At 68.4% G+C, this 17,569-nt stretch carries 15 protein-coding genes and 1 pseudogene; 6 read left to right on the top strand and 10 right to left on the bottom strand.

The window, feature by feature from the left end:
• Window positions 1-328: 328 nt before the first annotated feature.
• Together OG729_RS18195 and OG729_RS18190 are read left to right on the top strand one after the other, a co-directional pair.
• Window positions 329-904: a SigE family RNA polymerase sigma factor gene (locus tag OG729_RS18195; protein ID WP_405811174.1), complete on the top strand. Its 576-nt coding sequence runs from the start codon at window positions 329-331 to the stop codon at window positions 902-904.
• 71 nt (window positions 905-975) lie between these two features.
• A complete protein-coding gene (locus tag OG729_RS18190) occupies window positions 976-2,010 on the top strand; it encodes a hypothetical protein (protein ID WP_405807090.1) in 1,035 nt (344 codons plus the stop codon).
• Window positions 2,011-2,221: 211 nt separating this feature from the next.
• Here the strand turns inward: OG729_RS18190 and OG729_RS18185 are convergent, their stop codons facing one another.
• Together OG729_RS18185 and OG729_RS18180 are read right to left on the bottom strand one after the other, a co-directional pair.
• The gene (locus OG729_RS18185; RefSeq protein ID WP_405807089.1) at window positions 2,222-3,001 is read right to left on the bottom strand and encodes an SURF1 family protein; all 780 of its coding nucleotides are present in this window, start codon (window positions 2,999-3,001) and stop codon (window positions 2,222-2,224) included.
• Between the two features lie 49 nt (window positions 3,002-3,050).
• On the bottom strand, window positions 3,051-4,976 hold the full coding sequence (locus tag OG729_RS18180) for a prolyl oligopeptidase family serine peptidase (RefSeq protein ID WP_405807087.1): 1,926 nt from the start codon (window positions 4,974-4,976) through the stop codon (window positions 3,051-3,053).
• A gap of 70 nt (window positions 4,977-5,046) precedes the next feature.
• Here OG729_RS18180 and OG729_RS18175 point away from each other — a divergent pair.
• Together OG729_RS18175 and OG729_RS18170 are read left to right on the top strand one after the other, a co-directional pair.
• Window positions 5,047-5,540: pseudogene (locus OG729_RS18175) on the top strand (class I SAM-dependent methyltransferase); the annotation flags it as partial.
• A gap of 77 nt (window positions 5,541-5,617) precedes the next feature.
• Window positions 5,618-5,992 (top strand): nuclear transport factor 2 family protein, encoded by a 375-nt coding sequence (locus OG729_RS18170; protein ID WP_360880482.1) that lies wholly within the window; start codon window positions 5,618-5,620, stop codon window positions 5,990-5,992.
• A gap of 67 nt (window positions 5,993-6,059) precedes the next feature.
• Here OG729_RS18170 and OG729_RS18165 read toward each other — a convergent pair whose 3' ends face one another.
• The 4 genes from OG729_RS18165 to OG729_RS18150 all read right to left on the bottom strand — a co-directional run bounded on the left by OG729_RS18165 (window position 6,060) and on the right by OG729_RS18150 (window position 9,475).
• The gene (locus OG729_RS18165; RefSeq protein ID WP_405807085.1) at window positions 6,060-6,362 is read right to left on the bottom strand and encodes a DUF6191 domain-containing protein; all 303 of its coding nucleotides are present in this window, start codon (window positions 6,360-6,362) and stop codon (window positions 6,060-6,062) included.
• Between the two features lie 4 nt (window positions 6,363-6,366).
• On the bottom strand, window positions 6,367-7,086 hold the full coding sequence (locus tag OG729_RS18160) for a 4'-phosphopantetheinyl transferase family protein (protein ID WP_405807083.1): 720 nt from the start codon (window positions 7,084-7,086) through the stop codon (window positions 6,367-6,369).
• 229 nt (window positions 7,087-7,315) lie between these two features.
• Window positions 7,316-7,891 (bottom strand): TerD family protein, encoded by a 576-nt coding sequence (locus tag OG729_RS18155; RefSeq protein ID WP_360880491.1) that lies wholly within the window; start codon window positions 7,889-7,891, stop codon window positions 7,316-7,318.
• A 435-nt stretch (window positions 7,892-8,326) separates the two neighbouring features.
• Window positions 8,327-9,475: a diaminopropionate ammonia-lyase gene (locus OG729_RS18150; protein WP_405807081.1), complete on the bottom strand. Its 1,149-nt coding sequence runs from the start codon at window positions 9,473-9,475 to the stop codon at window positions 8,327-8,329.
• A 91-nt stretch (window positions 9,476-9,566) separates the two neighbouring features.
• Between OG729_RS18150 and OG729_RS18145 the strand changes: the two genes are divergently transcribed.
• Window positions 9,567-10,502 (top strand): LysR substrate-binding domain-containing protein, encoded by a 936-nt coding sequence (locus tag OG729_RS18145; RefSeq protein ID WP_405807079.1) that lies wholly within the window; start codon window positions 9,567-9,569, stop codon window positions 10,500-10,502.
• A 97-nt stretch (window positions 10,503-10,599) separates the two neighbouring features.
• On the opposite strand, the gene OG729_RS18140 is transcribed toward OG729_RS18145, so the two are convergent.
• Window positions 10,600-11,046 carry a hypothetical protein gene (locus OG729_RS18140; RefSeq protein WP_405807077.1) on the bottom strand — a complete coding sequence of 149 codons (447 nt, stop codon included), beginning with the start codon at window positions 11,044-11,046 and terminating at the stop codon, window positions 10,600-10,602.
• 358 nt (window positions 11,047-11,404) lie between these two features.
• Here OG729_RS18140 and OG729_RS18135 point away from each other — a divergent pair, with 358 nt between their 5' ends.
• Window positions 11,405-14,389, top strand: coding sequence for an ATP-binding protein (locus OG729_RS18135; RefSeq protein WP_405807075.1), 2,985 nt, complete (start codon window positions 11,405-11,407; stop codon window positions 14,387-14,389).
• Window positions 14,390-14,459: 70 nt separating this feature from the next.
• Here OG729_RS18135 and OG729_RS18130 read toward each other — a convergent pair whose 3' ends face one another.
• The 3 genes from OG729_RS18130 to OG729_RS18120 all read right to left on the bottom strand — a co-directional run bounded on the left by OG729_RS18130 (window position 14,460) and on the right by OG729_RS18120 (window position 17,332).
• Window positions 14,460-14,942, bottom strand: coding sequence for a CinA family protein (locus OG729_RS18130; protein WP_405807073.1), 483 nt, complete (start codon window positions 14,940-14,942; stop codon window positions 14,460-14,462).
• A 9-nt stretch (window positions 14,943-14,951) separates the two neighbouring features.
• On the bottom strand, window positions 14,952-15,614 hold the full coding sequence (locus OG729_RS18125) for a hypothetical protein (protein ID WP_360880512.1): 663 nt from the start codon (window positions 15,612-15,614) through the stop codon (window positions 14,952-14,954).
• A 437-nt stretch (window positions 15,615-16,051) separates the two neighbouring features.
• Entirely contained in the window at window positions 16,052-17,332 is a 1,281-nt protein-coding gene (locus tag OG729_RS18120; RefSeq protein WP_405803592.1) for an IS701 family transposase, read from the bottom strand.
• Window positions 17,333-17,569: the final 237 nt, after the last annotated feature.

The following is a 17,569-nucleotide window of genomic DNA, read 5'->3' as shown; positions in this document are numbered from 1 at the left end:
GCCTTGTGAGCAAGTCGAAGGTCTGTACCGCTTGAACCAGGGTGCAAGGATGTTCGACGATTCGCTTCTCCCCTTTCTGCAACCGGTAGTTGGGCGGAGAGCGTCTTTGCGGTTGCCCCTTCACGGTGCCGCGAAACTGGGGCATTGGGGAAGAGCGGGTACGCATGAGGGCATTTGGAGCACCGTCAAAAACGGTGGCGTACGCGTACAACCCTGACGGGGGGAAGCGTGTCCAACAGGCGTGGCAGAGGTTCTCGACATCACCAGGGTGGTCCCGGTCCGTGGCGCTGCAGTGCGCCCGCTCCGCAGACCCCGCCCGTCCGGCGGCATGCCGGTGATCGCCCCTATGCCCGCGCCCCGCACCACCCGCATCCCGTCCCAGCGCGAGGGCGCTGAGGAAACCATGACTGCGGGCACCACCGTCGATCACCTCACCGAGACCTACCGCGCCCACTACCGGTCGCTGCTCGGTCTCGCCGCCCTCCTTCTCGATGACACGGCCTCCTGCGAGGACGTCGTCCAGGAGGCGTTCATCCGCGTCCACTCGGCGCGGAACCGGGTGCGGGACCCGGAGAAGACCCTCGCCTATCTGCGTCAGACCGTGGTCAATCTGTCCCGGTCCGCGCTGCGCCGCCGCATTCTCGGACTGAAGCTGCTCTCGAAGCCGATGCCGGACATGGCGAGCGCCGAGGAGGGGGCGTACGACCAACTGGAGCGGGACGCGCTGATCAAGGCGATGCGCGGACTCCAGCGCCGCCAGCGCGAGGTGCTGGTGCTGAGGTACTTCGCCGATATGACGGAGGCTCAGGTCGCCGAGACGCTGGGCATATCCCTGGGCTCGGTGAAGGCCTACGGCTCTCGGGGCATCGCGGCGCTTCGCGTCGCCATGGAGGCCACGACATGAGCGGGCACAGGCACAGGTTTGAGCGGTACGGGCCGGACGGGCCGTTTGACGACCGGACTGGGAACGGAATTGTGAACAACGGGCCGGAAAATGAGCTGGGCGGCCTCGGAGGCCTCGGCGGGGACGAAGACGCCCTGCGCCGACTGCTGCAGGGGGCCGTGCAGGACCTTGCGCCCTCCGAAGGCGCCCTCGACCATCTGCGAAGGGCGGTCCCTGCGCGGCGCGCCCGCAAAAGGCAGGCGATTGTCGGTGCGGCGGCCGCGGTGCTGCTGATCGGCACCGCCGTCCCCGCCTTCGTCCACGTCGCCAACTCCAGCGGCAGCGACAGTGCCAACCCCGTCAACGCCGGACACGGCGAACAGGCGCAGGGCGGCACCGGGTCCGAGGCGAGTGCCGACGGCGGAGGCGAGGGAACGAACAGTCCCTGGGGAGGCGGCCAGGGCACCGCTCAGGACCAGGGCGGTGCGTCGCAGGCGCCGGAGAAGTCCGCCGGCAACCCGGTCGGCACGGCGGGCGGGGTGGTCAATCCCCCGGGCACAGTGGCCGCGAGTTCACCGGCCTGCGCCGCCGACCAGCTCGGCGTCGCCTCGGTGCAGGCGGCCAAGGCGGACGCCGACGGCAAGGTGTACGGCACCTTCCGCATCGCCAATATCTCCAAGGCCGGCTGTGCACTCAGCGGCGACGGCACGGTCGGCTTCCAGGCGATGGGCGCGGCCGACCCCGCCAAGATCAGCGTGGTCGACCACACGGCGGGCGACGCGGCGACCGGGCTGCCCGACCCCTCTCAGGAGTCGAGCGCGCTGCTGCTGAAGCCGGACGCGGCGTATGAGGTGAAGTTCGCCTGGGTGCCGAAGGACAGCTGCCCGACCACCGGCGCCTCGCCCGACCCGACGCCCTCGCAGGGCGGCTCATCGGGTACGAGCGCCGGCACGGGCACGGCGGAGAACACCCAGCCTCAGCTCGTCACCGAGGACGGCGGCGGCACGGCGGACGGCAGCGTCACCGTGAACCACATTGCGCAGCCGGGCGCCCCGACCGCGGAAGCGACAATCCCGAATGCGTGCGCGGGCACGATCTACCGCACGGGCGTGCTGAGCGCGCAGTAGCAGCGGCCGTCCAGTGACTGGGGCTGCGCCCCAGACCTCGCGCCTCAAACGCCGGGCCCCGGGTCGGGCTCGGGTTACGCTTGCGCCGGGCGCCGGGCGCCGGGCGCCGGGCGCCGGGCGCCGGGCGCCGGGCGCCGGGCGCCGGGCGCCGGGCGCCGGGCGCCGGGTCGGGCTCGGGTTAGGCCTGCGTCGGCCCCGGGTCCGGCTCGGGCTACACCGGGTCCGGCGACGTGTTCGGGTCCGGCTCCGGGGCCAGGCCCAGCGCGCTGTCCCGTGCCGCCTCCGCGTCGCGGCGCAGCAAGCGGAACCACATGAACAGCACGAAGCCCGCGAAGACGAACCACTCCCCGGTGTAGCCGAGGTTCTGGAACGCCTTGAGGTCAAGACCACTGCCCTCCGGCGCCGCCGCGGGCACCGCCTTCAGCCCGCTGTCCGCTGCCGTCAGCGTGACCCACGCGTCGTACACCTCGTCCGGTACGAGGTTCACCAGCGAGGCCGCGCTGATCATCCCCAGCTGGCCGCTCGGCAGCCCGCCGGACGCACGGACCCCGTCCGTGCCGGGCGTCTCGGAGGCCTGCAGCGCACCGGCCACGGTGACCCGGCCGGTGGGCGCCGCGGGGACCTGGCTCCCCTTCGGCAGCCAGCCGCGGACCACGGGCAGCGTCCGGCCGCCGTCGGTCTTCAGCAGCGCCAGCACATACGAGCCGTTCTTGCCGTCCAGCTCCCGGTCCGGCACCAGGAACTGCTTCCCGTACTGCCCGGTGGCCGTCGCCTGCCGCCCCGACGTCTCCTTGTCGACCGGCAGCAACTCGTCCACGGGCGCGGCCTTCTGCTCACCGGGAGCCGGCTTCCGCTCGGCCTCCTGGTGCCTGTGGACGCGGTCCTCGAACTTGCCGAGCTGCCAGGAGCCCATGAAGACGCAGAAGGGGATCGCCAGCACGACGAAGATATTGATCCCCCACCAGCGGGGCGTCAGCAGGAACCGGTACACCCCTCCACGGTACGGAACGTGCCCGCGGGCTCTGGGCCCACCCCTCCGGTTAACCCAGGTGCGGCCCCTGTCCCAGGTGCTCGGCTGCGAAGGCGATCTCCAGCCGCACCTGCTTGATCCGCTCCTCCACGACAAGCGACCCGTGGCCCGCGTCGTACCGGTACACCTCGTGCACCGCGCTCCGGGCCGCCAGCCTGTCCACATAGTTCTCGACCTGGCGGATCGGGCAGCGCGGGTCGTTGACGCCCGCCGAGATGTAGACCGGCGCCCGCACCGCGTCCACATAGGTCAGCGGCGACGAGGCCTCGAACCGCTCCGGGACCTCCTCCGGGGTGCCGCCGAGCAGCGTGCGGTCCATCGCCTTCAGAGCTTCCATCTCGTCGTGGTACGCCGTGACATAGTCCGCGACCGGCACCGCCGCAAGCCCCAGAGCCCACGCCTCGGGCTGGGTGCCGAGACCGAGCAGTGTCAGATAGCCGCCCCAGGAGCCGCCCGCCAGTATCAGCTTCGCCGGGTCCGCGAGCCCGGACGCCACCGCCCACTCGCGGACCGCCGCGATGTCCTCGAGCTCGATCAGCCCGACCCGGTGCTTGAGGGCGTCCGTCCACTCCCGTCCGTACCCCGTCGAGCCGCGGTAGTTGACCCGCACCACCGCATACCCTTGGTCGATCCAGGCCGCCGGGCCCGCCGCGAAGGCGTCACTGTCGTGCCAGGTGGGGCCGCCGTGGATCTCGAAGACGGTCGGCAGCGGACCCGTCGCGCCGGCCGGCCTCTGGACCAGCGCATGGATACGGCCTCCCGGCCCCTCCACCCAGGCGTCCTCCACCGGCACGGAACCCGGCGCCTTCATCCCCGGAGGGTCGAGCACAACGCCACCCGCGGTCGAGCGCACCTGCGGCGGCAGCGCGGCCGACGACCACAGATACTCCACCTCTCCGTCCGGCCGGGCGGTCGCGCCCGAGACCGAACCGGTCGGTGTGTCGATCCGCACCAGCTCGCGCGTCGCCAGGTCGTACCGCCACAGCTCGCCGCGCGCCTCGAAGCTGTGCGCGACCAGCAGCCCGGAGCCGTCCGGGTACCACTCGGCGTTCACGTCGCCCGGCAGGTCTATCGCGAGATCGGTCTCTTCGCCCGAGGCGACGTCCCAGATCATCGGCTCCCAGCGGCCGCGCCGCTGATGCCCGATGAGCAGCCGGGTGTCCCCGTCCAGGGGCGCGAAGCCGAGGACTTCAAGACCCAGTTCCTTGGTGCCCCCCTTCGTGTCGTCCAGCTCGGCCACCGTGGTGGCTCCGCCGGAGCCTTCGGCGCGGGAGGTGCCCCCGAGACGCACCACCCGCAGCGCCGAGTGCATCGCGTCCCCGTGCTCGGTGTGCTCGATGGCGACCAGCGTCCCGTCGTGCGAGAGATCGCCGACCCCGGCCGACTCCCGGTGCCGGTAGATCACGACCGGCTCCGCGCCCGCACGTACGACATGGATCGTCGTGCCGTCCTCGTCGGTCGACCGGCCGATCACCGAGGTGCCGTCCCGGCCGATGGCCAGCCCCGCCGGGTACGAAGGCTCGAGCCCCGGTGCGGCGGGCTCGTCGGCTCCGCCCCGGAAGGGCTGCCGCATCCACACCCCGAACTCGTCCCCGTCGGTGTCCGAGAACCACCAGATCGCCGAGCCGTCGGGCGAAAGCACGCCGTCCGTCGTGCCGTTCGGCCGGTCCGTCGCCTGCCGCTGCTCGCCCGTCGCCCTGTCCCATGCGTACAGCTCGTATGTCCCCGTGGCGTTCGACACGAAGAGCGAGCGGTCCGGCGCGTCCTCCGCCCAGTCGGGCAGGGAGACGCGCGGCGCGCGGAAGCGCTTCTCCCAGTCCGGCATGCCGGACGGCTCCGAAACGCCGGCCGGCTGCGGCCTGCCGGGCGGATCCGGCGTGCCAGGCAGCTCAGACGTGCGGGTCGGCTCCGGCGTGGAGTCAGTGATCTCAGTCATGACCCCATTCTGCGCTGGACCCCCGACAATCCGTTCGCGTCGTCCGCAGCCTGTGGATAACTTCGTTGGCATGTACTCTCCGACCCCTCGGACTGGCGCGAGGCCAACCGCTCACGCTGGGACGAACGCGTGCCGATCCATGCGGCGAGCGACTACTACGACCTCGACTCCTTCCGCTCGGGCAAGGACGTCCTGCGCGACTTCGAGGTCGCCGAGGTCGGCGATGTCACCGCGCGTACGCTGCTCCACCTCCAGTGCCACATCGGCCTCGACACGCTGAGCTGGTCCCGCCGCGGGGCCGCGCACGTCGTCGGCCTGGACTTCTCGGAGCCGGCCGTCGAGACGGCCCGCGGCCTCGCCGCGGACCTCGGCATCGGCATCGGCCCGGACCGCGCCGCGTTCGTCGCGGCCGACGTCCACGACGCCGCCGAAGCCGTCCCCGACTCCTCGTACGACATCGTCTACACCGGCACCGGCGCGCTGAACTGGCTGCCGGACACCACCCGCTGGGCCGAGACCGCCGCGTCGCTCGTCGCGCCCGGCGGCTTCCTCTTTGCGGCCGACCGCCCTCGGATTCCGCTGATGTACTCGCTGAAGGCATCCCGGGCCTGATTGTCAGTGGTGGGGTGCACACTCGCCGTATGACCGAACTGCGCAAGACAGTTGAGAGCTTCTGGTCGGCGGCGGAGGCCCGCGACTGGTCCACTTTCGCGTCCACGCTCGCCGAGGACGTGCTCTACGACCTGCCGCAGACCCGCGAGCGCATACGAGGCAAGGACAGTTACGTCCAGTTCAACCGGGAGTACCCCGGCGACTGGCATCTGCGTATCCAGCGGATCGTGGCCGACTCCGAGCAGGTCGTCACCTGGATCCATGTCACGGTCGGCCTTGAGGAGGTGTACGCGGTCACCTTTTTCACCGGCGACGAGGAGGGCCGGATCACGACCGTCACGGACTTCTGGCCCGAGGCGTACGAACCCCCGCCGGGCCGCGAGCACCTGGTCGAGCGCTACTAGACCGTGGGCGTTGAGTCGGCGCCGGCGCTGTACCTGCTCGCCGTAGTTGCTGTCCCGTGGGCAAGCATTACGGAGCCTTCGGCCCGCGCGGCAGCCGTACCACCGCACGGCCACCGTCCAGATCGACCGTGGACCGATGCGGCGGAGCTCCGTCCTCCTCGTCGTCCTTCATCAGCAGCGCGCTCTGCCGCTCCTTGAGCTCGCTCTGCTTGCCGGGCGAGAAGGTCGCATGCAGCTGCTCGAACCCGGTCGCGGAAACCTGGCCGCGCCGCCGGCCCCGACCTGTCGCGCGCAGCAGTTGGTCGCCGAAGGCTATGCCGACGAGCAGGATCACCAACCCTGGGAGGGTCATGAAAACGACGAACTCCATAGGCTCACTCTCCAGGAAGGCCCTGACTGTGTGACCGCGGCATCGGCTGGAGGCGGTGTACGGCCACGGCTGCCGCATGGCCGGGGTCGGTGGGCAGGTCGGACAGCAACCAGTCGGGGTTCACGGCAGGTTGTGGGCCGGTTCCTACGTAGGTGAGGGACAGCTCCTCGTTCAGTCCGGCGCCGGTCGCCTTCAGGAGAGCCTCCTTGCGGGTCCAGCAACGGGCGAACGCGGCGGGGCGGTCCGCAGTGGGCAGCGCGGCCAGTTCCGTACGCTCCCGCGGGTGCAGCTGGGCCGCGACCTCCATGGTGGTGCCGGGGTCGGGTACGCCTTCGACATCGACGCCGACCTGCGCCCCGGCCAGGGCGATCAGCACCAGGCCGGCCGTGTGCGAGAGCGAGAAGTGCACGGGGTTGCCGGGGACGACGGGCCGTCCGTGCGGGCCTCCGCAGTTGGCGCACGGTTCGCGCGTCAGAGTCACCGCCTCCGGTGCCAGTCCGAGCCGCTCGCCGAGCAGCCTGCGCAACGCCACATGCGCGACGGCGAAGGCGTCCCGGTCCGCGTCCCGGTGGAAGGCGAGCAGGCGCGCGGTCTCCCCGGCATCAAGGAGGTGCCGGTGGGCAGCGGCGTCCTCGGCATGGTCGCGGACCCGGCCGGACCAGAGCAGCTCCACGCCCGGCAGCGGCGTCAGCGGCTCTTGTCCGGTCGGTGCGCCGGTCGCCATGCTGTGGTCCTCCTCAGGCCAGAGAGGTTATGGAAGCGCTTGATGCGGCCTCCCGGGCACGGGCCAAGGGCCTGACCCCGACGAGGCCAGGCCCTTGACACGAAACCCGCAGACTCGCAGACCCGCAGAACTGCCGAACCGCGGTACCGCAACACGCAGCGCCGAAATACCGCGGCACAAGCAGTGCCGCAGAGCAGTGCCGCAGAGGTGCCGAACTGCCGCGTGCGGCTCAGATGTTGACGCCGAAGTCCTGCGCGATGCCGCGCAGGCCGGACGCGTAACCCTGGCCGACCGCGCGGAACTTCCACTCAGCGCCGTTGCGATACAGCTCGCCGAAGACCATCGCGGTCTCGGTCGAGGCGTCCTCGCTCAAGTCGTACCGGGCGAGCTCGGCGCCGCCGGCCTGGTTGACGACGCGGATGAATGCGTTGCGCACCTGGCCGAAGGACTGCTGGCGGGTCTCGCCCTCGTGGATCGAGACCGGGAACACGATCTTGTCGACCTCGGTGGGCACGCCCGACAGGTTCACCTTGATCTGCTCGTCGTCGCCCTCGCCCTCACCCGTGAGGTTGTCACCGGTGTGCTCGACGGAGCCTTCCGGGCTCTTGAGGTTGTTGAAGAAGACGAAGTGCTGGTCGGACACGACCTTGCCGTTGGCGTCCACCAGCAGGGCGCTGGCGTCCAGGTCGAAGTCGGTGCCGGTGGTGCTGCGTACGTCCCAGCCCAGGCCCACGACGACCGCAGACAGGCCCGGGGCCTCCTTGCTGAGCGAAACATTGCCGCCCTTGGAAAGGCTGACTCCCATGGAAATCCCCTGCGCAATCCGGCGCGGGCCGCGCCTCTTGACGATTCCTTTGCCCACCGGGGCAACGAGCGGACCCGGGCTCGGGTTCCCCACATTCGTTAAGTTTTGACTTATATAAACGGTGGTCGGCATAGGCATAGCGGGCAACGTGCACGCATTCGACGTACCTCCGCGAGAGGGGCTTCGCCTCCGTGCGGCCCGAGGGCACGCGGCGGCTCTATGCCATCGACGCCGCGCCCCTGCGTGAGGTCGTTCTGTGGCGAGGTCGAGGTACGGCTGACTCCCGAGCCCCGCCCGGTTGACGAACCCCGCCCCCGGTGGTTCGGGCGCGTCGGCGGACGTGGCGGTTGCCGCGGTGCGGGCACCGACCGGCTTTCACGTGCCCGAGAAGTAGGTCCGGGAGGGACTGACACAGACGGTCGCCGTCGACGTGGATCACTGTGCGCATTCCTCGAGGTGAGGGTTGGCGGCGGTGCCCTCCGTGCTCAGCAGCACAAGTGTCGAGGTGGGTCCGAGAGCCAAGGCGGTACGGCGGCTCTCGGCGCCGTCGCCGGTCAGGGCGGCGCGGATGCCGGCCAGCGAGGCGGCTCCGCACGGGCCGCTGGAGACGCCGAGCGCGGCGAGGTCGCGGGCGGCGCGGGCGCTGTCGGCGTCGGTGACGGCGACGGCTGCATCCAGGCCGTCGCGGAGGAAGGGCCAGGCGATGCTGGAGGGGGTGCCGCAGTTGAGACCCGCCATGGTGGTCTCGCCGGTGGCCACGCTGAGCGGTTCCCGGCGGGTGAGGCTGGTCAGTACGCAGGCCGCGGCGTCGGGTTCGACGGCCAGCAGGGCTGGGGCGTTCTCCGCCGATCGGCTGCGGTAGTGGGTGACGGCGGCCTGGGCGAGCGAGCCCACACCGACCGGTACGGCGACGAGGCTCGGTGACCTCGCGCCCGTGGCGTTCAGCTGCATGTCGATCTCGGCGAAGAGCGTGGAGTAGCCCTCGACAATCCAGCCGGGGATCTGCTCGTAGCCGCTCCAGGCGGTGTCCTGTACGAGGACCGAGGAGCGGGGCCCGCCGGCTGCACCCGAGCCGGGCCCGGCGGCCGCGTCGGCAGCCTGTCGTACGGCTTCGTCGTACGGCCCGGCGACCTGCGTGACCTCCGCTTCTTCGGCGGCGATAGCGGCTGCGGCAGCCGGGTGCACGCCCTGAGGTACGAAGACGTGGGCGCGCTGCCCCAACAGGCGGGCCATCCGGGCGACGGCGCGGCCGTGGTTTCCGTCCGTGGCGGTGACGAAGGTGACCGGGCCGTCGGAGTGAGTCGTGGCCGTGCGCCGGGACAGGATCTGGTGCATCGCCCAGGAGGCGCCGAGGGCCTTGAACGCGGGCAGCCCGAGCCGGAACGACTCGTCCTTGACGAACACCCGCCCCACGCCCAATTCCGCTGCAAGGGCGGGGAGTTCGGGCAGCGGGGTGGGGGTGTAGTCGGCCAGGGAGGCGTGGAAGTCGTGTACGCCGATGGGGGCGGGCGGGCACGTCCAGGTACGGGCGTCGGGGTTGGCGAACCACGGCAGGGAGCGGGGGGAGCAGGAGGTTTCAGGCACACGACCAGCGTGGGGCCCGGCACTTCCCTCGGTCCAGCACATGTTTCCAACCTATATTGATCAGGAAAGCCGACCGATCCGGAGGGCGGGCATGTTCGACCTGCACCGGTTGCGTCTACTGCGCGAACTCAAGCACCGCGGCACGCTCGCCGCTGTCGCGGCGGCCCTCTCGTACAGCCCCTCCTCCGTCTCCCAGCAGCTCTCCCAGCTGGAGGCCGAAGTCGGCGTCCCGCTGCTGGAGCCCGTGGGCAGGCGCGTCCGGCTCACCGAGCAGGCGGAGATCCTGGTCGCCCACACCGAAGCCGTACTCGAACGGCTCGAGCGCGCCGAGGCGGACATCGCCACCTCTCTCACCGACCTCACCGGCACCCTGCGCATCGCCTCTTTCCAGACCGCGGCCCTCGCCCTGGTCCCGGGCGCGCTGACGCTGCTGCGCGACGCCTATCCCCGACTGCGCGTCCACGTCACCCAGAACGAACCGGAGAAGTCCCTTCCGGCGTTGCTCGCACGGGACTTCGACCTGGTCATCGCGGAGGAGTACCCCGGCAACCCGAATCCCCGCCCCGCCGAAGTGGAACAGGAGGACCTGCTGGAGGACCCTCTGCGGCTCGCTCGGCCGGGGCCGACGGCCGCGGGTAGCCCGCAGAGCGGCCTGCCTCAGCCCGGACCGACGGACGACCCGCTGGCGGCACTGCGCTCGCTGGCCGACCACCCCTGGGTGATGGAGCCGGAGGGCACGGCCGCCCGGCACTGGGCGATGACCCTCTGCCGCAGCGCCGGGTTCGAACCCGACGTGCGATTCGAGTCCACGGACCTCCTCCTCCATCTGCGCCTCGTCGAGCAGGGCCACGCGGCGGCCCTGCTCCCGGACCTGGTCTGGGGCGGCCGTGCACCGACCGTCCCCCTGCGCCTGCTCCCTCGCAGCCATGCGTCCCGCAGGCTTTTCACGGCGGTACGCCGCGGCCGCAGCCGGCACCCTGCGATCCAGGCCTGCCGACAGGCCCTCCACAGGGCGTCGTTGTCTTGACAACGACGGGCCGTGACACGGAGGGCCCGGACCGGGTGACGGTCGCTGTCCGCCAGGATTTCCCGGCGTCGAGCGATACCAGTGCGACGGCGCCTCGTCAGTAGGCCGACGAACGCCCTCGGTCCCCTCGATCCGTGCACAGCGCCCAGATCACGAAGACCGCGATGGCGATGGAGACGACGGCCCAAACCGGCTGGTACGGAAGCCACATGAAGTTGGCGATGAGGGCGAGCGGCACCACACCCGCGACGCGACCCCAGCCGGCCCCTCCGAGGATGGCTGCGCCGACGAGGGCCACGATCACGCCGAGGATGAGGTGGGTCCAGCCCCAGGCGGTCGAGTCGAACTCGAAGACGTAGGTGCCGATCCGCGCGTAGATGTCGTCCTTCGCAATGCCCACGATGCCCTGGAGAACCATGAGTACGCCGTCCACGAGCATCAGGACACCGGCGAACACGGCGCCGCCTATTGCCCAAGCGCTGCCACCACCGCGGCCTGATGCGGCGTGCTGCGAGGTGCTGGGCTGGGTCGTTGTCTTGGCCATAGCAGGCTCCTTCGTCGAGATGACACCGAGCCTGTTCGGCAGGCCTCGGGGCGGCGACCCGGACGCGCCCGAACGGGTGAAGCAATGGGCATGACAACAGCGCCCTGCCAGGCAGTTCATGATGGCGATGACGGGTACGCCTGGCTCGCCGCGATCTGCGTCGCTGAACCGAGGAAGACAGTGGCTGCTGAGCGGAACGACCGGACCAACTTCGGCCGCTACCCGCTATGCTTACTGGGCACGTTCTCTTGAACACGAAGAGTGTCGAACATTCTGAATCTGGCACTGCCTGATCCGTGGCAAAGGCGGTTGGTGACCGTCGTCGCGTGAGTGTTGGCGGGAGGGCCGCATCACGGTGGTGGCGATCGATGTCGTAAGCGCTGTTGTGGGTTGGCTGGTGGCTTTCTGCAGCGACTCCGGCGTCCGTTTGGTCAGAGGTCAACACGACGAGCGATCACTCAAGAAGACCATGAGCCGCGCCTTGGGGACGGTCGTGATCCAGGCGGACCCAGCCGTTCGGCCCGTACTGGAGCGCGGACTCGCCCGATACTTCGCCGCATCGCCAAAATTGAGCTTCGGCGGTGCGCCATCCGTGCGGGACGCCCTGACGGCCGCCGTAGCAGGCCAAATGGTCGAATTGGAGCAGTGGGTGGCCGATGCGACCGGCCGCCCCTTCGGCGACGTGGTGGACATGGAGCCGGCGGAGTTCATCGGACAGGTCTCCGAAGCTGTCGTCACCGGCCTGCGCCAATATGCCGCCGCCGGGGAACTGACCGAGCTGGTCCGCGCCCTCGACACGGCCGAAATCATGGGCCGACTCGAAGTGCTCGGGCTGCAGATCACTGAACTCGCGGTGCCGGCCAGGGCGGCTGCGACGTTCAGTCTGCCCCGCGACATCGCATCCTTCACCGGGCGCGGTGCCGAGCTGGAACGGATTGTGCAGGTCCTGGACTCGGCGGACCCGGACACCGGGGCCATTGACATTCACGCGATAGACGGGATGGCGGGAATCGGAAAGACTGCCCTCGCCCTGCGCACCGCGCACTTCCTTGCCCCGCGATTCCAGGACGGGCAGCTCTTCCTCCATCTGCATGGTCATACCCCGGGGCAACGCCCGGTCGATCCGTCAGACGCTCTCGTCTCGCTGCTTCTCGCAGTGGGGGTACCCGCCAGCCGGATCCCTGCGGATCGGCAGACGCGGTCGGCGCTGTGGCGACAGCAACTGCGTACCAAGAGGATATTGCTACTGCTGGACGATGCTGTGTCGAGCGAACAGATTCGTCACTTGCTGCCCGGATCCCCGGGTTGCCTGGTCCTGATCACTAGCCGCCGTCGGCTTACCGCGCTGGAAGGGGTGGTTCCGATCAGCCTGGAAACGCTCCCGCCGACAGAGGCGACCGTGCTCTTCTCTCGCCTGGCAGCCCGCCCGGGCCTCTTTCCCTCGGACCCCCATGTCGAGGAGGTCGTACGGCTGTGCGGCTACCTGCCGCTGGCCATTCGGCTCACCGCGGGGAAGCTGGCCCACCATCCCAGCTGGACCGTCCGGGACCTCGTGGCCGACCTCACGCGGACACAGAACCGGATTGCGGCAATGCGTGCCGAAGACGACTCCGTGGCTTCAGCGTTCGATCTTTCCTACCACGACCTCGCCCCCGACCCTCAGCTCATGTTCCGGCGGCTTGGTCTGCACCCCGGCTCGGAAATCGACGCGTACGTCGCTGCGGCACTCGCCGACATGGAGATGGCAACGGCACAAGAGCTGCTTGACGACCTCTTCATGCACCACCTCATCGAGGAACCGGCGCGTGGCAGCTATCGCATGCACGACCTCGTGCGGCAGAAAGCAAAGTCCCTGGTCTCCCTGGACTTGGTCCTGGAAACCGAGACCGCACTGGACCGCATGCTGGACTACTACTTGCACACGGCACAGCACGCCGCACATTTCGTCATCGGGCGGGCTCCCGCCTCGGCCCGGCCGACGGCAAACCGGCCCCCCGCCTGGACACCGGAGATCAACAGCTCAGCACAGGCCCTCGATTGGCTGAGAGAACAGCGTGCCAACCTGCACGCAGCCGTCGACTTCGCTGCGTTCCGAGCCCGTCCCACCCACGCGATCTACATCGCGGCGGCGATGAACGACTTCCTCCGCATCCAAGGGCATTGGGACGAGGCAGTCGCTGTGCACCAGTGCGCGCTGGAGGCAGCGACCCGGACGGGGGACACCCTCGGGCAGGGACTGGCCCTGGGAAATCTCGGATCAGTGCAACGGCTGCAAGGCCAATACCCGGCCGCGGTGCGCAGCCAACAGCAGGCACAGAGAGCCTATCGGGAGGTGGGCGACCGCCTCGGCGAAGCGAACGCCGTGCACGAACTGGGCGTCGCGCAACGCCTCTGCTCGGACTACGCCGCCGACCAGGTCAGCCAGGAGCAGGCCGGAGCGCTGTACCGAAGCCTCGACAACAAGCTCGGCGAGGCCAACACGCTCCATGAACTCGGCACCATGTATTTCCTGATGGGAAACCTGCATGCGTCGCTCACCGCGCAGGCGCGTGCACTGGAGATGTTCCAGGACATCGGCAAACCCTACGGCCTGGCCTTCGCGTACAACGAATTGGCAGTGGTCTCCTACCTCATGGGCGACTACCCGGCGGCCGGCACACATGTCGCCCACGGGATGAGCCTCCATACAGAGCTCGGCAACACGTTTGGGGAGGCCTACTCCCTCAAGGAATTGGGTGTCGTCGAATACCTCACCGGAAACCTTCGCGCCGCGATCACTACGCTCACCTCGGCTGTGGATCTGCACCGCCAACTCGGCAGCCGCTACGGGATGGGGCTGGCCCTGACCGACCTGGGCGTGGCCCAGCGTCTTTCCGGCGAGCACGCCACCGCCCTCAGCACACTGATCCAGGCGCTCAGCCTGCACCGTGAGTTCGCCTTTCGATACGGGGAGGGCTGCACGCTCAAGGAACTGGCGGTCGTGAAGGATGCGCTCGGAGACCGTGCGGGCGCGGAGGCCGACCTCGCATCGGCGCTCCATCTGCACACTGAATTCGGGCACCGCCATGGTCTGACCGACACCATGATCACCCAGGGAGACCTTCTGCTCCGCCACGGCGAACACGACTCTGCCCAGGACAAGTTCACCCGTTCACTGGAGCCGACGCGAGAGATCGGCGCCCCGCTCCTGGAAGCGCGTGCTATCGAAGGGTTGGGTCATTGCCTCCTCCGCACCGACGACACGACCGGGGGCCTCGCCAGCCTGAGACAGGCACAGGCGATCTATCTGCGCATCGGAGCACCCGATCTGGCACGGGTCGAGGAAGCACTGCGCGGTCGCTAACAAGCTTCCGCCAAACGATCAATAAGGGTGGAGGGGGAACGTGGGCATCTCACGCTGGTCCCCGCGCCCGCTACTCCTTTTCCAGATATTCGATCAGGATTTCCAGTACCCGATCCACGGTCTGCTGTCGCACTTCCTCGCGTGTTGCGCCGGCGCTGTTGAACTCATGGCTTACTGTTCGCCGAACATCTGACACTCCGATATATACCAGGCCAACAGGTTTTCCATCCTGCACTGTTGGTCCAGCAACACCAGTGGTGGAAACGGCGAGAGAGCTCCCAAAAAGAAGTCGGACGCCATTCGCCATCTGCTCAGCTGTCTTGGGGCTCACCGGACCTTCCGTAGCCAGGACGCTCTCAGCCACTGAGAGGATCTGAGCCTTCGACTCGGTCGCGTAAGTGATTGCGCCTCCGACGTAGTAGTCGGATGCCCCTGCAGCGCCCGTAATGACTGCGCCGAGCATTCCGCCTGTTAGGGACTCCGCTGTGCTGATCGAGAGTCCGCGGGTGCGCAGCAGAGATCCCATCCGCGCGGAACTTTCTTGCTGAGACATAGACAGCTCCTAATCGAATAGTAAACTCTCATTCGACTCTATGTGACGTACGATATCCTCGATCTGTGAGTATTCGTATTTCTTGCAGCGCGGGAAATCGCTGTTGTATTGGGCGGATTGCCGCAGCATGAAGGGGAGCTCTACGTCTCTGTGATGGTAGTAAATGGAAGGCTTCCCCAGGGCGAGCGCATACCCCGCTTCAACATAGCAACTAGAAACCAGCGGCAGCGGCATGATCAGCAGGAATCGCGTGCTCTGTCGCAGCGCTGCTGAATCCTGCCGCGCACCCACATCCGGCTGCTGGAAACTCTCCTGACTTGGCAGATGCATGCCTGCGTAGTAGACGGTGAAATGATAGTTTCGTTCCAGTGCGTCTATTATTCGGCGGATGTTCTGCCTGTGTTCCTGGTATTCCTCATCGGATGAGAATGACGCCATAGGGGTCGATATGAAGACGTCATACTTCTTTCTTTCGCTCCTGGTTCGTGTTACGAACATGAGGAACCACGCGCCACCGAGGATTGCGAAAAAAGTGGCACAAAATACCAGGAGGGTGTAGTTGCTTCCCTCCTTTTTTGCGGCAAGAGCGACGATGACTGACGCAGTGGCACTTAGTGCTGTCGCAAGAAATGGAAGAACGCTGTGCAGTCGCTGTGACGCATGGTCGTCCACCCCCAGCCCCCCTCTGCGTAGGAAGTCATTATCCGCCCGGGAGTATCGAAACTGTCAAGGAGGCTATATTTGTTCGAATCCTGAAGACCGTGCAGTCATTGCGCGGATCGTGACTTCACGGCGGCCGCATCGCAATGACGTGAGCGATGCCCGGCGGGGCGCCGACCGAATCCGATCTTCACAGCCTGGAACCAGTGCCTCAATTGGCGCGGCGCCCGCGGCACGAGTGGAGCTGCGCCCCCAAGCCCGCTGCCTTCCAGGTGTGGCAACGCGCTTCGAAGGCTCCTCGCATCTGCGGTGCCGCCCCCGGCGTGAGCTGGTAGGTAGTCCTGCTCAACTGCTAGTAGGACTCCGTTAGGTCGTTCTCGATCTTGGCGCGGTGTGTGTCCTGGCGGGCAGGGCTTGGTGGCATGTGGTGCAGATGCCGGTCCAGCACCTCAGTACGTCCTGGAGGGCGTCGAGGACTTGGTAGAGGGTGAGACCGGTCCGGGCGCTTTTGGGGCCAGGCGCTGTTCGGTGAGGAAGGCATGGGCGGCGGTCACGAGGGTGACGTGGTGGTGCCAGCCCGGCCAGGAACGCCCCTCGAAGTGGTCCAGGCCCAGGCCGTGTTTGAGTTCGCGATAGTCGTGCTCGATGCGCCAGCGGACCTTGGCCAGACGGACCAAGTCGGCGATCGGTGTGTCGGCCGGCAGGTTGGACAGCCAGTAATCGGTCGGCGCCTCGGCGCCGATGGGCCATTCGATCAGCAGCCAGCAGTCGGGCAGGACCCCGTCCCACCAGCCCTGTTCGGCCGAGGCGGCGGCCTTGACAGCGCGCTCGACTGCTTTGCCTGCGGGGCGCACACGCACGGCGGCAAAGCGGGAGCATAACTCCCCTCGCGAGCCGTTCCGCCAGGTGAGAGCGGTGAATGCCTCCTGTCCGAGGCCGGCGGCCAGGGCTGCCACCGACGGTGCGGGCTGCCGGTAGCGGGGCTGGGGCCAGCAGCCGATGGGACCGTTGCGGTCCGGGGCGACGGGTTTCGCATCAAACGGCTGGGCGGTGACATCCGCGCGGACGGCCAGCACGTAGGCGAGTCCGCGGTCGGACAGGGCGGCCCGTAGGTGCGCGTTGGTGCCGTAGGCGGCGTCGGCGACGATGACCGGCGGCGTCATGCCCCAGGAGGCAAGGGTGTCCAGCATGTCCAGGGCCAGCCGCCACTTCTCGCGGTGCGTGACATCGGGCGGGATACGGGTCGTGGACCGGCGGTCGGTGTCGGACGCCCAGTCCTTGGGCAGGAACAGGCGCCATTGCAACGGGCAGGAGGCGGTGTCGGTTGCCGCGTGGACGCTTACCGCGACCTGGCAGTTGGCCTGCTTGCCCAGGGCCCCGCAGTATTGCGGCGCAACGGCGACCGACATCCGGCCGTCCTTGGGCACCGACACATCGTCGATCACCCAGGCCGTCGGGGCGATCTGCGGCAGCATTCGTTCGCAGATCCGCCGTTGCACCGGCACCGGATCCCAGGTGGACTGGTTCACGAACTGCTGCAGGTTCTGCTCGTTGCCGTCCGGCAGCCGCGAGGCCATCGCCTGGATGGACTTGCGGCGACCGTCCAGCATCAGTCCCCGCAGATAGCAGTCGCCCTTGGCCCGCTGGTCCTTGCGCGGCACCGACGCGAATACGTCAGCCACGAATAGCGCCAACTTCGCCCGAACACGGTTCACTTGGTGTGCGTCCACACACACAACATGCTCCCAAACAGGCCCGACCGGAAGACCTAACGGAGTCCTACTAGTGGTTGCACACTTCGAGACGCATTCGACTGCGGCCGTCGGCATGCATCCTCTTCACTGAGTTCATGGAACTAGTTGAGCCGCCAATCAGGTGGACCCAGGACAAGCATCGCGCGGGCACAGAGTCCCATCGCCAGCGCTGTGCTTGGAATGCCCCGTGCTCCAACGACGCAGCCTGGAGCG

Origin of the sequence: Streptomyces sp. NBC_00210, from assembly GCF_045160975.1 — a bacterium.
GTDB lineage: Bacteria > Actinomycetota > Actinomycetes > Streptomycetales > Streptomycetaceae > Streptomyces.
This window is presented reverse-complemented; position numbering and strand designations above follow the sequence as displayed.

Bases quoted from the DNA above. Each gene is read 5' to 3' on its own strand.
- OG729_RS18145 (WP_405807079.1), top strand. From the start codon at position 9,567: ATGTTCGACCTGCACCGGTTGCGTCTACTGCGCGAACTCAAGCACCGC.
- OG729_RS18140 (WP_405807077.1), bottom strand. From the start codon at position 11,046: ATGGCCAAGACAACGACCCAGCCCAGCACCTCGCAGCACGCCGCATCA.
- OG729_RS18160 (WP_405807083.1), bottom strand. From the start codon at position 7,086: ATGGCGACCGGCGCACCGACCGGACAAGAGCCGCTGACGCCGCTGCCG.
- OG729_RS18180 (WP_405807087.1), bottom strand. From the start codon at position 4,976: ATGACTGAGATCACTGACTCCACGCCGGAGCCGACCCGCACGTCTGAG.
- OG729_RS18155 (WP_360880491.1), bottom strand. From the start codon at position 7,891: ATGGGAGTCAGCCTTTCCAAGGGCGGCAATGTTTCGCTCAGCAAGGAG.
- OG729_RS18170 (WP_360880482.1), top strand. From the start codon at position 5,618: ATGACCGAACTGCGCAAGACAGTTGAGAGCTTCTGGTCGGCGGCGGAG.
- OG729_RS18165 (WP_405807085.1), bottom strand. From the start codon at position 6,362: ATGGAGTTCGTCGTTTTCATGACCCTCCCAGGGTTGGTGATCCTGCTC.
- OG729_RS18195 (WP_405811174.1), top strand. From the start codon at position 329: ATGCCGGTGATCGCCCCTATGCCCGCGCCCCGCACCACCCGCATCCCG.
- OG729_RS18130 (WP_405807073.1), bottom strand. From the start codon at position 14,942: ATGTCTCAGCAAGAAAGTTCCGCGCGGATGGGATCTCTGCTGCGCACC.